Below are 15,755 nucleotides of genomic sequence, written 5' to 3'. Positions count from 1 at the left end.
GGGAAAATTTTTTTACTTTTACAATACGTAGGAGGCCGAAGGCTTACAAAAATTCTATCCTCAAATGTGTCGATTATTCGTTTTGATGGAAATTTTATTTCGGTCAGAAGTTCGAATAACAGACGTTTTTCTTTGGCAATTCCTTTAAAATTGTTCCGATGAAAACTTTGCAAAATATCTTTGTCAATAGAAGTCGTTCTTTGGTCGATAACTTCAGTTATTTCTCCGTCCTCTGTTACAGCTTCTGTTTTTTCAAATGTTGTAACTTCCTGTTTGTTGAATAAAATCAGACCCAATGCTAATTTTTTATCACGTCCACCACGACCAGCTTCCTGGTAATAACTTTCAATGGAACTTGGATAGTTAAAGTGAATAACATAACGTATGTTCAGCTTATCAATACCCATTCCAAAAGCTTTTGTTGCAACTATCAAATCCAAATCGTTATTAAGAAAAGCTGATTGATTTTTTTCATTTTCATTGTCACGTTCCTCTACACCATCACTTCCTAAAAAAGTCCCAATTTTGAGGGTTTTAAAGTTCCTGGCTATAATGGCTGCATTATCCATTACTCCGAAATACCAATTCCTATGCGGACAAAAAACTAACCCTGCATTGCTTTCTCTGCCTTGTTGATGATGAAAAGTTTCAGGATTGAAATTTGGTAAACGAATATTCTTCCCATCATAAACTTTTTCGGTATCTGAAAACTCTTTAAAATATTCAGGTATTTTATTTAATTGTTGGATGAGCTGATATTGTTTTGCTTCACCCAATGCTTGTTTGTTTTCCCAACTTAATCCTATTTCAGGTTTAATGTTTGCTATTATATCAATGATTTTAAATTGAAGTTCCGGACGGTCTAATGTTTCAAGTCTAATGATTGCTGTTTCATCCGGAATACCAAGATCTCTTTGAATGTCAGATAGAACGTCATACGAAGCAGTAGCTGTTAAAGCGAAAAATGGTAAATGTTTCCTTTCTTTTGCGATGCAGTAATTTCTGGCGTTGTCGGCCAAACGTAAATATGAAGTTCTAAAATCGTGTCCCCATTCTGAAACACAATGTGCTTCATCGATTACACAGTAACTGAAATAATGATTGTTTAAGTTGCTTGTTTCTAAAAGTTCTTTTCTGAATAAATTGTCCTGCAATCTTTCAGGCGAAACAAAGGCAAAAATGGTTTGTGCCTTTTTGATTTTCTCTAATGCAATTTTCCGTTGTTTTTGATTTAAAGATGAATTGATATAAACTGCTCCGTCAATTCCGTTTTTTAAAAGTCCTTCAAATTGATCCTTCATTAACGATTTAATGGGATCAATGATTATTGTCATTCCCGGTTGCAACAAAGCTGTTAGCTGATATGTCAATGATTTTCCGGAACCTGTTGGCAATAGTCCGATTACACTAAGACCTTGAAATGCTCTATTAATAATTTCAACTTGCCCTGGTCTAAAAGTCGATTTTCTAAAAATCATTTGGACAAATTTTTTTAATGCCTTAACTTGTACTTTGTTCTCCTTGAAACGGTTATCTTGTGTATTTTTTTCCCCAAGCGGTTTGTATGCAACCAGATTTGTTGTTTTAAAACTTCTGTTGGTTTTAGGTGAATGAGCCGAACGAATTAAAACCTTGGTGTCTGCATTTATGTTGGTGCTTATGTTTGTTAATCCACTTCTTTGAAGAACAGAAATATCAATCAGCAAATCATACTTCTTGCCTTCAATAATATTGTTTGAAGAATAAAAATTTGCGTGAGCTAATCTATCATCTCTTTCAACAAACACATTAATTTCAGGTAGCTTTTCTTTAATTCCTTGTAATTTGAAAAGAGCGTTTATTAATCTTTGTAAATCTTCTATTGCTAAATTTCCACAAGGAATATCTTGCTCAATTATTGCGATATTCCATTCTTGCGCATCTAAATTTAACTTCCCTTCAAAAAGTAAATGAATAATTGTTTTTTGTATTCGGGCAACTGCAAAAGGAATGAGTGATAACTGTAACGCAGTTAATCCTTCTTTTTCAGAATAAAGTGGATTTTCAATATTTTGCTTTAGCAAACTGAAAAATTGTTCGTTTTCAAATTTCTTTATATTGTTTATTCTATTTGCTATATTATTCCATTCCAAAGTTTTAATTCTTATTGCTTTCCCCCATTTTGCTTTTTCAGTAGCGTTATCTCGGTCGGCATCAATACGGTTTTGCGGATAGTTTTCGTGTTGGGTTCCATCAATTTCAACTACAAATCCCCTTTGTTCTTTTATTTTATAAGGGAACTCAACGGAAAAGTCTAATCTTTGCGCATTAAATATATTAATTGATCCGTTTAAATATTTTTCAACTTCATCTTCTGAGGTGGTTGAAAATCGCAAAACATTCTCTAATTCACGTTGCGTTTCAAATAGCTGAATCCAAATATGCGAAGCGTGTTTGGGCAACTGTTCATATAAAAAGTTTTCTTCAAAAGAACTTCCTAAATTTTCCCAAGTTTTGATTTTTTGTTTCGAAATATTGCTGCCTCCCAAATTTGGATCGATAATATGTAATGCCCGGAAAAGTTTTTGAATTAACGTTTCTTCAACTTTTAAAACCCGACTTAATGTTCCAATTTCAAGCATTTTTTTGTCTATCTGTGTCAAACCAAATGGCTGCAAGATTTTGTTTTCCAGCCATAGTGTTGGTCTTGTCGGTAAACCTCTTGAAATAATATTATGAGTTACTGAAAGAACTTGTTCAAATTTTGAATTGTCTTTAAACTCAGCAGTTGAATTTATGTCAATATCAAAATAGGAAAGTTGCCTCAAAAGTCCTTGAACTTCTGTCGGCTTGTATTTCATTTCTAATGTTTCCTTTACACAGTCAAGTATGTATCCTGCTTGCAATTGTTTCATCCGTATAAAATTTAATTATTAAGGTCGGATGGAACTCGCATGTATGAACTTATACATGTTCTTTTGTGACAATCTTTGCCATGCTCGTTTCATCAGTATATAATTTACTTAAGTCATTGGTCTGATGGAACTCGCATGATTGAGATTTATACATGTTCTTTTGTGGCAAACCTTGTCATGCTCGTTTCATCCGTATAAAATTTATCTAAGTTATTGGTCGAATGGAACTCGCATGATTGATGATATACATCAACTGTTGTGACAAACCTTGCCATGCTCGTTTCATCAGGCTTGATTTTTCCGTTTGTGATATTGGTTATTTGGTTAAAGGCGGATGAAACCAAAGCCTGTTTACTTTTAAATGCCTTGTCCCTGATGGTTTTATCAAAATAGTAATTTGCAAACAAGGCATATTCCACCTGGGTATCGGATTGCTCCAACGCGGGTCGTAGCCGATTAGCAATGCACTTGGGGCGTGATCTTTTGGTTTCCAGTCAAGTGTTTGCATTTTCTTTATTTTCCCAAGCCTTCAATAATTCGTATTTCTGGTATCTCTTCCTTCATATTTTCGAGGTTTATCCTTACCGGATGCTCTTAATCATCCAATCGGTCAAATACTGTTTTGCAAAGTTTTAAGTCTAAAACAACTCAATGCTTTCATATTCTTCTTTGCTTAAAGGAATATCTGAGTCTATCATTTTTACTTCGTCATAAGTTAAATCATAATGGAGGTAAACTAAAAACTTACTTATCATCTTGTAATCTGAATTGAATTTCATAATTTTTAATAAACTCTAATTCTTCATTTGTTAAACCATAAAGTGGTGCAATTATGTCATCAATCTGGTCTATTAGATGTTTTGATTTTCCAATTTTATATTCCTTAAAAGAGTCAATGTTAGCATAGCGTGTTGTATGCCTAACATTTGCATTCCGTTCAATGTCTTTGAGGTATTCTGAGTAGATTGTTTCTAATTGACCAATTATTTCTTTATCTAATTTTTCAAGCGGTATTCCGAATGATTCTATTTCATAATCTTTGAGGTTTAGATTATCAGAATAAATTTGATAAAACCAAAAGTATAAGTTGCTACTTAAAATAGCACCAATTGAATTAGAAATTCTTTCATTAAAAGACACAACACGTTCTGCCGAAGAACCTGTTGTATAGTTTGTTACTAATTTGTAATATCTACCTCCAGCAAAACGATAGTAGATATTACGGCCATTTTGTCTTAAACAATCTTTAATCTTGATTTTTTGATTTAAAATTTTTCTTAATATATTTTTTTCTATTGGTAAGCTAATTTTAGGATATCTCCCTCTTAGTTTGACATCCGACACATCAATAAATTGCAAGTTATCTATCAAATGCTTTAGGTTCAAATCACCTTTTTTTCTATACATTTTAGTGCATAGGATTTTTTGTACCGGAATAAAATCCTTTTTGAAGTAGATAATACTTGTATTTACAACGGCATTTTCAAATACTGGTTCAGGACGAACAGCATATGATGAAATTTTAATTATACTACAAGTTTCTTCAAGTAATTTATGAACACCTGTTACAGAATCACTTGAAGTAATGGAAATTGGAACAATAAAATGTAAACTGGCTTTCATTTTGCACAAATTATGACCTAATTCAATAAACAAAGTGTAACTATCTAATGAACCTTTCTGAATCCCTTTAATGGAAATTGCGGTTTTGTATTTATTCAGGAAATATGATTTATCAACAGAGTTAAATTTTGCACCGTACGGCGGATTTCCAATCACAATATCAACCCCGCCGTTCCCGTTTACCAGATAAGGGTTCAGCACCTCCGGGAAATCTAATTTCCAGTCGAAATGGTTAAAGGGTTCATCGGGGTGTTGAAGCAGGTTTTTTAATTTACTAATCAGCTTATCAAAACCTGCAATCTGCAATTGGCGCTTAGTATTATGTTTTATATCGGCAGCCGTCGGCATAAAGCCGCCTTTTTGCACGGTTTTATTTATGTAAAGTTCTTTGTTAAATGAGAGTTGGTTAATCAGCAACTCAATTTTCAGGTTGCGTATTTCGGTTTTTAGTTCTTTCTTGTTTTTGTTGTTTGGATTAAAGTATTGCTTTTGTTTTTCGGCTACTTCCTTCAACAAACGCTGTAAGTTTTTGACATATTCATCAGCTTTTCCCACGCTTTGCTTACGTTCCCAATCTATTTCCACTATTTCGCCATCAAACTTACTTATTAAGCTGTCGCCCACCACAATTTTATAATCGAGGTTTGGAAGGGGTTTGGGTTTTTCTTCGTCCACCACCAAACTCAGCCAGAAGCGCAGGCGGGCAATGTCAACGGCTCCTTTTTCAATATCCACGCCGTAAATGGAATTTTGAATGATGTTCAATTTGGTTTCGGCAGGATTCCAATCTTTACCGGTTTCGTAGGCAATAAGTTCTTTAATGCTAAAAATTTCCTGTAATAAACCCATGGGAAAAGCACCGGAACCGATTGCCGGGTCGCAAATTTTTACCTTGTCCAGTAAGTTGTCGATTGAATGCAGTTGTTTTGATGTTAGTTTGCTAATGTCTTTTTGTTTAACCATGTAGGCTACCTCATCTCTGTCAAGACCTTTTTCACCCAATTCTTCAATCAATTTCAACTGCCCTTTTCGAGTTTCATTTCCGAATAATTCAATTTGATTATCACCTATCTGTCTGTAAACCGTGTAATTATTCTGCAGACCTGTTGCTAAATATTCAATCAAACTTTCCTGACACATGTAATGGACAATTTCCTTAGGAGTATAAAAAGCACCTTTGTCTTTGTTGTCTTCGAGCAGGTTTTCGAAAATATGCCCCAGCATTTCGGGGTCAACGGCTATGGTATGGTCATCGGGGCTGTCCTCATACACCGTAAAGTTAAAGGCATCGAGAAAGTCGAGAAAACCACGGGCATTGCCATTACTTTTTCCCGTAAGGATGGTATCTTCAAAATCGGGGTTGTGGAAAAGATTAGCACGAAAAGTGAGCAGATGTTTATCAAATTCATCTTTATCGAATAAACCGCCATTCAGAAAAGGAACTTTAACAGTTTTCCCATCAGGCATTTTAAAATCATCAGTTGGTCGTTCCTTGTTGAGCGTATCGAAGAAAAGGACAGAGAGCCAATTGCTGTAAAAAGTATCGTTTCCACCCGATTTGTGAAAGAGTTGTTTGATGAAATCGGGCATGCCATCGGTATAATTGGTATCACTTGCACCCAACCAACCCTTTTTCTGTACGAAGTACAAAAAGACAATACGGCCGAGCAGTTTCTTTACAAAATCGCGGATAGGTTTACAGGCTTTATCCTTTTCTTGTTTTGTAGCATCGGCTGGGAAAGAAATGTTGAAAACTGATTTACGGTAATTGGATTCCTGTAAATAATCGCAAAAGTTCTGGTAATGCAGGGTATATTCATCAAAGAATGCTTTACTGAGTTTTTCGACAGAGAAGGCATTGATGAGGGATTGAAAATTAATTTCTTTTTCTGTGCTTAGCTTTTCAAAGCGTTCGGCTGCTGTTTTGCAGGTTTCAGAAGGGCCTAATAAAAAAGTGTAACGTTTGGCATTGGTGGTTTTTTCTTTTACCCCTTTGTCGGTCAGCACACTGTCTTTGGCAACCAGCGTAAGCCGCCAGACACCCTTCTGTCCTGCGGACATCTCCCCTGAAGGGGAGAAATTCCTGCCCGGAACAAAATTGATTAAAGCAGCTTGTCCGGCGGTAAGGAGTTTTCGAACATATTGCTGAATGGCCACCTTGCTTTGCTCAATTCTTACTTGTGGCTGAAGCAACACTTCGTAACAGGTAATTTCGGTGCTGTCGTCTAAAGTAATATTTGCGTAAATCGAAACTTTGTCAATAGCAGCCGATTCCGATTTGTTTGGTGGAACCGGAGCAGGAATTAAGGAAGAACTCAGATTAAATCCCGAACCAAAGACCGGACTTAAAACTTCACGTGAAAACAAAACCCTGTCGTAAGGTTTATGCAATGTGTTTTGTAATTGAATTCTGTTGGCTGCCATATTTAACTGAAACTTTGAGTTAATACAATTTTAGGATTCACAATTCCCCGTTGTATTTTATCTGAATTTGGCACTTCTTCTGAACCAGGTGACAGGTCGTATCTGTCGAGCACGGTAATAAATAACTGTTCAACAAATTTATCCGGTTCATTGATCAATTCTGCATTTGAAGTAAAATAATCATTGATGGATTTTGGCAATCCTTTAGATGCAAAAATTCCTTTTTTAATGATATCTAAAGCTCGTAATAATGCCATTCGTTTTTGTTCGGTAGGTGCAATCTTTACTACCGCATTCAGGTTTGAAATGGCTTTATTTTCGACCGGACTAAGGTTTCTGCGAGAGACATTTTTTACATTTTGCTGATTTTTCTCCGATTTAAAATATTCAAGAGCTGCGAGTGTTTGTTGATGATGCAATTCGTGCAAGGCAATTGCTGTTTCCTTGTCAGATGCTTTAAACAGTTTGACTGCCTGTAAAAAGTTCATTTCAATAATGTTCATTTCAGGAGTAATGAGGCAAAAGATACCGGGATGATTATCGCTTTTCAGATAAGTGAGCGATGTGTTTTGCAATGGATAATTTATTTCACCGCTTTCAGTATCCAATAAGGTTAGCTTTCTATCTTCCGAAACTTTTCTTCCGCATCGTGCTTTGTTTGGAATTTTAGCTATTTCATCAAAAATCTTCGGATGTTTCTTTCTGAAATCCCTCAATTCATTCAAATACTTTAGAATCTCGCTTTCCTCTTTTTGAATTTTATTTCCGAATAAAGCCCCCTCCCCTTTTTCTTCGAGAATGGAGAATACCTTGTTATCCTCGCCAAAGGCAGTATGGAAAGCCTGTAATTTACGCAAGGCGTTGTTTACCAAATGAATTTGAGCATCACCATGAGCCGATGGATAATAGTTGTAAACATAAATTCTGTCTGCGATAGAACCAATTCTGTTAACACGCCCTATGCGTTGCATTAAACGGGTAGAGTTCCAGGGTACGTCATAGTTCACTACTACATTACTTCTGTGCAGGTTTATGCCTTCTGCCAGTACTTCCGTTGTGATAATAATATCGTAATCGTTCTGCCATTTTTCTTTTTCAAGGTTTGCATCAAAATTATTGCGGATAGTACTCTCAATATGTTTTCTATTTTCGGCACTTACAGTAAGAACCTTTTTCCTGGTAATTTTCGAAAGTTTGGCCGTAAGTTCTTCTACTGTTTCTTTTGATTCGGAAAAAATAATCAGCTTACCACTAATGTTTTGATCAGGTTTAAAAAATTCATCCTGAATTTGTTTCGTAAACTCTGTCAGTTTCGGGTCTTTTTTTACTTTGTTCCAACGTTCAATTAAATCATCAACTTTTTCTTTATCCTGCTTTAGCAGGTCAACAAATTTTTTATCGAAAGCATCCTTTTTATACTCTTTATTGTTTCCTCCCTTTTCGTTGATTTTAGCTTCAATCTCATCATAACTTAAACCTTCTTCAAGCAATTTGTTGATGTCTAAATCAGGTGCGATAAAAATCCTGTTTTCATCAAACATTCCAAGCATATTATCAATGGCTTTCTGAAATCTTTTTAAAGATTGGGTAAAAGCATAAAAACTACTTTCTAGTCGTTTCACCAAAAGTGTTTTCATAATTGCTGATAACCTGCCTGAAATGGATTCCACTTTTCCATATATTTTTCGGTCTTCTTCCTTTACAAGAAATTCAATAGCGCGATAACGATAATACCTCAATCCGTCAATTTCATTGCCATCTTCATCAAGGCTGGTAATAAGAGAGACGGTATCGAAAAACAATTCACTAAGTTTGGCATCCAATTGATAGTAAAGTGCAATTGGGTCGCCAACTTTGGGAAATTTAATCCCTTGTTTTTCCAAATCTTCCAAATACTCCTTGTTGCTCTCAATATCTGTCCTTGTTCTGCGTATTACAAGAGGTTCAACAACATCATCACGCAATTTCTGGAATAAGGTTTTCAGTTTATTAATATTCAGTTTCTTCTCGTAAGCCAGTTTTTTGTATTGCTCATTAATTGGTTTGAAATATTCCTGTAAGTTTCTGATGTTTTCAAGCGTGCTGTTTCTTCTGTCCTGAAAAAGATAAAGCTGGTTTTCAATATCCTGTGGTCGGTTATTCAAAGGCGTTGCAGAAATTAAAATCACTTTTTTTCGGGAATCTCCGTTTTCGGAAGCTCTTAAACGCGGCATTTTGCATATTTCCTGTAAAGCCAGATACATTTCGGTATAATCGTTTCGGAATTTATGCGATTCGTCAACAACCACTAAATCAATTTCAGACGGATTAGGATAAGAATAATTGTTTTTGTCGAGTATCTTATGTAAGCTCCCGGTAGTAATGAAAGTAAAATGATTATCCAATTCAAAATCTTTTACAGTTCGTCTCCAGCTTTCTTCAATTGCCGGAGGTACAACAACCAAAACCTTTGTATGAGTGCCATTTTCATAAATGAACTTTTTAATAATCATACAGGCAATAATTGTTTTCCCTAAACCAACTACATCAGCCAAAATAAAACCATTATGCTTCATCATGATTGAATAGCCCTGATTGGCAGCATCTGATTGGTATTTTAAGCGAAAGTATTTTGGAGGTAAAAGCAAGTCGATATTGTATGGGTCATAATCTACACGTTTGCCAAAATATTCAATAAGCATTTTTATATACAACTCGAACGGCGTAAAATCATCGCGTAAATAGGTTTGGTTTTTAATTTTGTCTGCTTCGGGCTGTAGTATGGGAACAGATTCAGCCCAAAGCCTTTCAAACTCGTCAGTGGCAAATTTTACATCTTCGTAGTCACGCAAACTGACATTAAATTCATAGTTTGATTCGGGATTGCTACCCAGCCCGGCATCGGTGAGATTAGATGACCCGGTAATTACTTCGCAAGGTGCATATTCATTAAAAGATGCAGGTCTGAATATATATACCTTTGCATGAATTTTCTTTTTGGGATGTGCCCGAAGTTCAATTTTACCGCTAACCAAGTCATCAATGAACTGCAGCACGCCTTTTTCTGTAATTTCGTCATAGTCAGCATCCTGAATATTTTTAATAATACCATTGAGGAAGGTTGCTTTTGTTTCATCAGGATTTTCAAGATAGAGCTGTCCTCTATCGTGATATTTTTTGATGAGTTGGTCAACATTGATCCCGACAAGAATTCTGATTTTAGGAATTTTGTCAAGAAAAGCACGCACTTTGAAATAACCCGAAGCTCTGAAATAACCAACCAATGCATCAAAATGACGGATGCTTTCAATATTTGCAAATACTCCCTCAAACTTTTTGAGTAAACTATTATTCTTTTGATTTGTGAAAAATTTAGTTGGCATTACTTTTTATTCTTTTTATATTGACTAATGACTTCGTCCGGGATATTTTATAAATTTCCTTATTTTCAACAATTTGCATTTATGTTGTCAGTTTCAAACCACAAGTGAAGTTCCCGGTAATCAATTTTCCGAATTTGGCTTAGTGGTTTCAAATAGTCAATTGACATTGGTATTTTCTCATGTTCAACCTTAAGTGTGTAGAAATTTCAACACCAAGTAGATTTGAAACTTTTCTTAGAAGGAGATTTCCTTCTACGCTTAATCGTCTAATATATTTGCCTAAAGTTTCTTTAGCCATTTGACTAATCTGTTTTGACAATTTAACAAAGATACAGAATGTTTTCAAAAATCTTTGGATTCCAAAAAAACCCTTTGCTAAACGATCGCTACAAAGTTCGAATCAGAAAAAATGATATTTATTTCTTAAATTTTATCCGTATAAAATTAGTCCAAATTATTGGTCTGATGCAATTTATTATACTTTAATTGACGGTAGATTCTTCGCTCCGCTCAGAATGACAGACTGTCTAATGTCATTCTGAGGAGGTAACGACGAAGAATCTGTTCACTGTTTTTGGTTTCCTATAGGATTAGCTGGTTTAGATGGTGTTTATACATATTCTTATTATGACAATCTTTGCCATGCTCGTTTCATAATTAATTGCCACTTCTCTGTAGAAGTTTAGAACTATTGTTATAATCAATAAATTTTAAATAAAAACACTAACTTTGGTTTAATGAAACGAGTATGGCAATGATTGTATCAAAAGAACATATATAAGTTCTTGCATGCGAGTTCCATCCGACCAATGACTTAGACTAATTTTATACTGATGAAACGAGCATGACAAAGTTTGCATTAATAGAATATCAGATTTTTAGATATAAGATTTAAGATGAAACGAGCATGACAAAGTTTGTCACAAAAGTTGATGTATGAAATCAATCATGCGAGTTCCATCAGACCAATAACTTTAACTAATTTTACATCAATCAAAACCCAAATAAATGCACCCGACCAAACTAACCATACTGATTGCCGATGATATGGACAGCATCGCCGAATTCATTAAGGCGCAACTGACCACATTGAATGATAACACCGGGTTTTTGCGTGCCAAAGACGGCTATGAGACCTATCGTATCGCCCTTGAATCGGCCCCCGACCTGATCTTACTTGATTGGGAAATGCCGGAAATTTCAGGGTTGGATGCATTGAAAAACCTAAAGCTTAATAGTAAAACACAAGATATTCCGGTTATTATCATATCAAGCTTTTCGAGCTCCGACAAAGTTAAAGAAGCACTTGAGGCCGGAGCCATAGACTATGTTCGCAAACCCATCGAAACCGATGAACTCATTGCACGTGCCCGCTCGGCAATGACACTTGCCAATACGCTTAAAGAACTCAAATATCAGAAACAGCAATTAGAAGCAGAACAGAAAAAAACCTACCATATTCTGAAGAATATCCTTCCTGCCGAAGTGGTAAAATCGTTGAGAAACGGTGAGGTCATTCAACCCAGACCTTACAGAAATGTCACAATCCTGATTGCCGATCTGGTCAATTTCACAGAAAAGGCAACACGCATGTCTCCCAGAAAACTACTGGATGAATTGCGTATTATCTTCACCAAATTCGACGAAATATCTCAAAAACATAATTGTGTAAGAATAAAAACGATAGGGGATGCTTATATGGCTGTGAGCGGAATGTTCAGCAACTCAAAAGAACATGCTCTGAGGGCAGCTAAAGCCGCCAATGAGATGCGCGATTTCATTGTGGAACGTAACCGGAAAAACGGCGTGCAATGGGAAGTCAGAATCGGACTGAATTCCGGCGATATTATTGCCGGCTTCATCAGCGAGCACAATCTTTCTTACGACATTTTTGGCGATAACGTTAACATTGCTGCCAGGATGCAAACATATAGCGGCCCCATGCAGATCAATATATCCGAAACAACCAAAAAGCTGCTGGAGCCACATTATACATTTGTACGCCGGGTTCCACAAAAAGTAAAGGGTAAAGGCATGATAGAAATGTATTATCTTCACAAACCCAAAATGCCCGGGCAGACAAATGGCAAAAAGCAAAACCCCGAATCATCTCCTAAAGTCATTTAATCAGATTTTCAGTATGTAAGATTCATCTTAGTTCTTATCTCTAAGAACCCGGTCTAAAATCCAAATATCTTTGAGTGCGGTATTACTCCTGCCATGCTGAAAATTACTTTTTTATCGTCCATAAAAAATTCAAGGATTTATCAAACAGGCACCCGATGCATCAACAAAATCCAAAAATAACCACTACCGAATTTTTTTCAGGTCTTTTTCCTGAAAAGCGTCATCTGCTGCTTTTTTGGCCATTTCGTAATCGAAGTAGTAAATAGTGGGGGCTCCGGCTCCCACAAGCATTTTGTAGACCCTTGCCCTGATGCGTGTGTGTTCGGGCCCTACCTTATGCAAAAATACGACATCTTCACGTCTGTCTTTTATGGCTTGTGCCACCTCTTCTCGCGTAACAATTTTGAAATCATAAGGATAAATATCTCTTATCTCGGCTTCTGTATCGATCTCTTTTGCCAGTTCATCTTTCACCAGATAAAGCGTTTTGCTCTGCAACTCATCTTTTTTCTTTCGGTTGTAAAATTTAAACGGATCGCTTCCAATCAAAGAAGGATCCTCAAGCATTAATTTTACATGGTTTTGCATAAATCTGAGAAATGCTTCAAGCTTATAACTGTAAGTGTCGTCTTCTACACCGACATATCCCAGAGGAAGGGAGCACAAATCGGGCATGTTGCCAACACTCCTGGCCCTTTCGGCCATAAGCAGGCTGAGAAACTTATAACGTGCTTTTGTCCTGTCTTTATCAAACGAGGCTATGGTAATCATCAAAAAAGAATAATCTGAATTGTTACGATAAGCTTCAAATTCGGCATCATCAATAAATTTATAAGGCGTAATGGTCCATGTATTCTCCATTATGTTCCTGATGACCAGATTGAAGTCGCTCATCGGATTTTTCTCAAGTAAAACGAGCGTTTTACTTTTCATAAAATTCTGATAATCTTCCAATTCAGGAACATGTTCCTGAGCAGAAGAGTATGCCTGAAAAGCTATCAGGATCAATAAAAGTAAGGGCAGCTGCTTCATGTTATTTCTTTTTTTATCGGATTAAATTTATTCGAATTCAATCATTTGCCAAAATAAATAAAAAAATTGCGATATTTGATTATTAAAGATAAAACGAATTTGCTCCTAAAAGAGGTATTTTTGACAGGGCCAAACCGTCGAAAATTTTTGAACACGGATAGGCGCCTTGTTAATCAGTACCAGTCAATGCATTGACAAAGAATCTTTTAGGAAAAAATCAGCAGTAATTTAATAACTAACCCAGACCATGCTCACAAATTTTTTTAACAGAATCGTCAGCTTGTTTATTTCGGAAAAAGAAGACAATGCCGACATGGATTCCAAAACCAAGACCCTGCTTATTAATATCACCAACTTTCTTTTCTTCGTCACCATCCTTGTTGAGGGTATTATTTCTCTCATTGATGAGAACCTTATATTAGCAGCACCGCTGTTGTTTATTGTATTAACATTTGCCATCAATTATTATTTCAGCTCACGCGACGAGCAGGACGTAAATTTCCAGAACTTCTATCTGCTTCTTCTTTTTCTGACTTTCGTGATTTTCACCCTCACCGGCGGAAATTCAGGCTACGACGGTTACATTTCTGTTTTTTTCCCTTTACTTTCGATTACGATTGCCGGTAGAAAAAAGGGCGGATACTGGGCGCTCTCGCTGCTTGCCGCCATGGTGCTGTTTTTTGTAATTCCGATTAAAAATATTTCATGGGTAGCCGACTACTCAACCGGACAAAAGCTTTTTCTAACCGGCTCTTACATTATCGCCTTTTTTATCGGCTATACTTTTCAGTTTATTCGCTCCGAAGTATCTCTTGAAAAAGACCGGCAAATTCTCGAATCGGAAAATCAAAACCGTGCACAGGAAAGTTTAATCAATAAATTATCGTATCAAATCAGAACCCCGCTGAACAACATTACCGGCATTCTTGAGTTGCTCGATAACTCGGTAATGAACGATAAACAACGCGACTACATTAACACCATTCAGGCTTCAACCAATAATCTGGTAGATGTTGTCAATAACCTTGTTTTTTCATCAAAAACCGTCTCTAACGAACCGGAAAATATTACCAGTTTTAATCTGTATACGGTTCTTAACAATGCCATCAGGCTTTTTTCGGGCAAAGCCGGCATGGACAGAACAAGATTCAACCTTTCTCTCTCTGCAGGTATCCCGACTTCTATTACCGGAAACAGCGTGAAAATCAAACAAATTTTCCTGAATCTTATAAACAGTATTTTGAAGAATAATGACCATCCAAACCGGTTTATCACCATAGAAGTCAACCGCCTGGACGGAATGCCAGGAAAAGTGGAATTGCTGTTTCGCATTATTACCAACATGACGATTCGGGCAGAGAACTCAGGACTTTCCGATGAAGGATTTTATAATTTAAAAGACCTCGACAGGATTAATAACAGCCGCCTCATTGATTATCTCGACCTGGGTATAACTATGAAAATTATTGAATCGGAAGGCAAGTCGTTTTCCATCTTAACCAATGAAAACAAAACCATTTTTGAATTTAGGTCTACCTTTTCAGAAAAAATTGACTCTGAAGATACCGTTAACGCGAAACACAAAAATTACCTGAAGGAAGAAACACAAAAACCCGGCATTGATTTAAAAGATGCGAATATTCTTCTTGCGGAAGATAACCTTAGTAACCAGCAAATTATTATTCTTTATATTAAAAATGCCGTAAAAAAAGTTGATGTTGCCCTTAACGGTAAAGAAGCCCTGGAAAAATTCGGACGAACCAAATACGACCTGGTACTCATGGACATTCAAATGCCGGTGATGGACGGCATTAAAGCCACTCAAAAAATAAGGGAAATTGAACAAAGTACCAGTTCACATACCCCTATCATCGCGGTAACCGCCAATGCATTCCCCGAAGACAAGGAACGATGTCTGAGCGCAGGAATGGATGATTACATCAGTAAACCATTCCAGCCCGATGAATTACTGCAGCTGATAAAAAAACATCTGCAATAGCAATAGAGGGTTAGATTTGAAGTAGAGACGCACGGTCGTTATTTAACAAAATATTTTTATTCTTAATTAAATTGGGTTAGCTTTCAAGTAAGGTTAGATTTCATGTAGAGTTAGATTTCAAGAATTGTTAATTCTGTTACATGGTCAGGTGAATATACGTTAGATTTCATGTAGAGTTAGATTTCATGTAGAGTTAGATTTCAAGTAGAGACGCACGGCCGTGCGTCTCTACTTGAAATCTAACGGCCATGCGTCTCTATTTCAAATTAACGATCGTCATCTCTACTTCAAATT

The 15,755-nt window shown here is 36.2% G+C and carries 6 protein-coding genes; 2 read left to right on the top strand and 4 right to left on the bottom strand.

Annotation, left to right across the window (positions count from 1 at the left end; genetic code table 11):
* From ATH1_RS0114035 to ATH1_RS0114015, 3 genes are all read right to left on the bottom strand, one after another.
* On the bottom strand, nucleotides 1–2,894 hold a 2,894-nt coding region (locus ATH1_RS0114035; RefSeq protein ID WP_010422870.1), incomplete at its 3' end, for a DEAD/DEAH box helicase.
* A 744-nt stretch (nucleotides 2,895–3,638) separates the two neighbouring features.
* Complete coding sequence (locus ATH1_RS21965) at nucleotides 3,639–6,941, bottom strand: Eco57I restriction-modification methylase domain-containing protein (RefSeq protein ID WP_010422867.1); 3,303 nt, start codon at nucleotides 6,939–6,941, stop codon at nucleotides 3,639–3,641.
* Nucleotides 6,942–6,943: 2 nt separating this feature from the next.
* Nucleotides 6,944–10,303: a helicase-related protein gene (locus ATH1_RS0114015; RefSeq protein WP_010422866.1), complete on the bottom strand. Its 3,360-nt coding sequence runs from the start codon at nucleotides 10,301–10,303 to the stop codon at nucleotides 6,944–6,946.
* 1,008 nt (nucleotides 10,304–11,311) lie between these two features.
* Here ATH1_RS0114015 and ATH1_RS0114010 point away from each other — a divergent pair.
* A complete protein-coding gene (locus ATH1_RS0114010) occupies nucleotides 11,312–12,430 on the top strand; it encodes an adenylate/guanylate cyclase domain-containing protein (RefSeq protein WP_010422864.1) in 1,119 nt (372 codons plus the stop codon).
* A gap of 183 nt (nucleotides 12,431–12,613) precedes the next feature.
* Here ATH1_RS0114010 and ATH1_RS0114005 read toward each other — a convergent pair whose 3' ends face one another.
* Nucleotides 12,614–13,462, bottom strand: coding sequence for a hypothetical protein (locus ATH1_RS0114005; RefSeq protein ID WP_010422863.1), 849 nt, complete (start codon nucleotides 13,460–13,462; stop codon nucleotides 12,614–12,616).
* Between the two features lie 247 nt (nucleotides 13,463–13,709).
* On the opposite strand from ATH1_RS0114005, the gene ATH1_RS0114000 reads away from it, so the two are divergent.
* Nucleotides 13,710–15,461, top strand: coding sequence for a response regulator (locus tag ATH1_RS0114000; RefSeq protein ID WP_010422862.1), 1,752 nt, complete (start codon nucleotides 13,710–13,712; stop codon nucleotides 15,459–15,461).
* The last annotated feature ends 294 nt before the right edge of the window (nucleotides 15,462–15,755 follow it).

This window comes from Anaerophaga thermohalophila DSM 12881 (genome assembly GCF_000191885.1).
In the GTDB taxonomy this organism is placed as follows: domain Bacteria; phylum Bacteroidota; class Bacteroidia; order Bacteroidales; family Marinilabiliaceae; genus Anaerophaga; species Anaerophaga thermohalophila.
The sequence above is the reverse complement of the archived record's forward strand: the minus strand, read 5'-3'. Positions and strand labels throughout refer to the sequence as shown.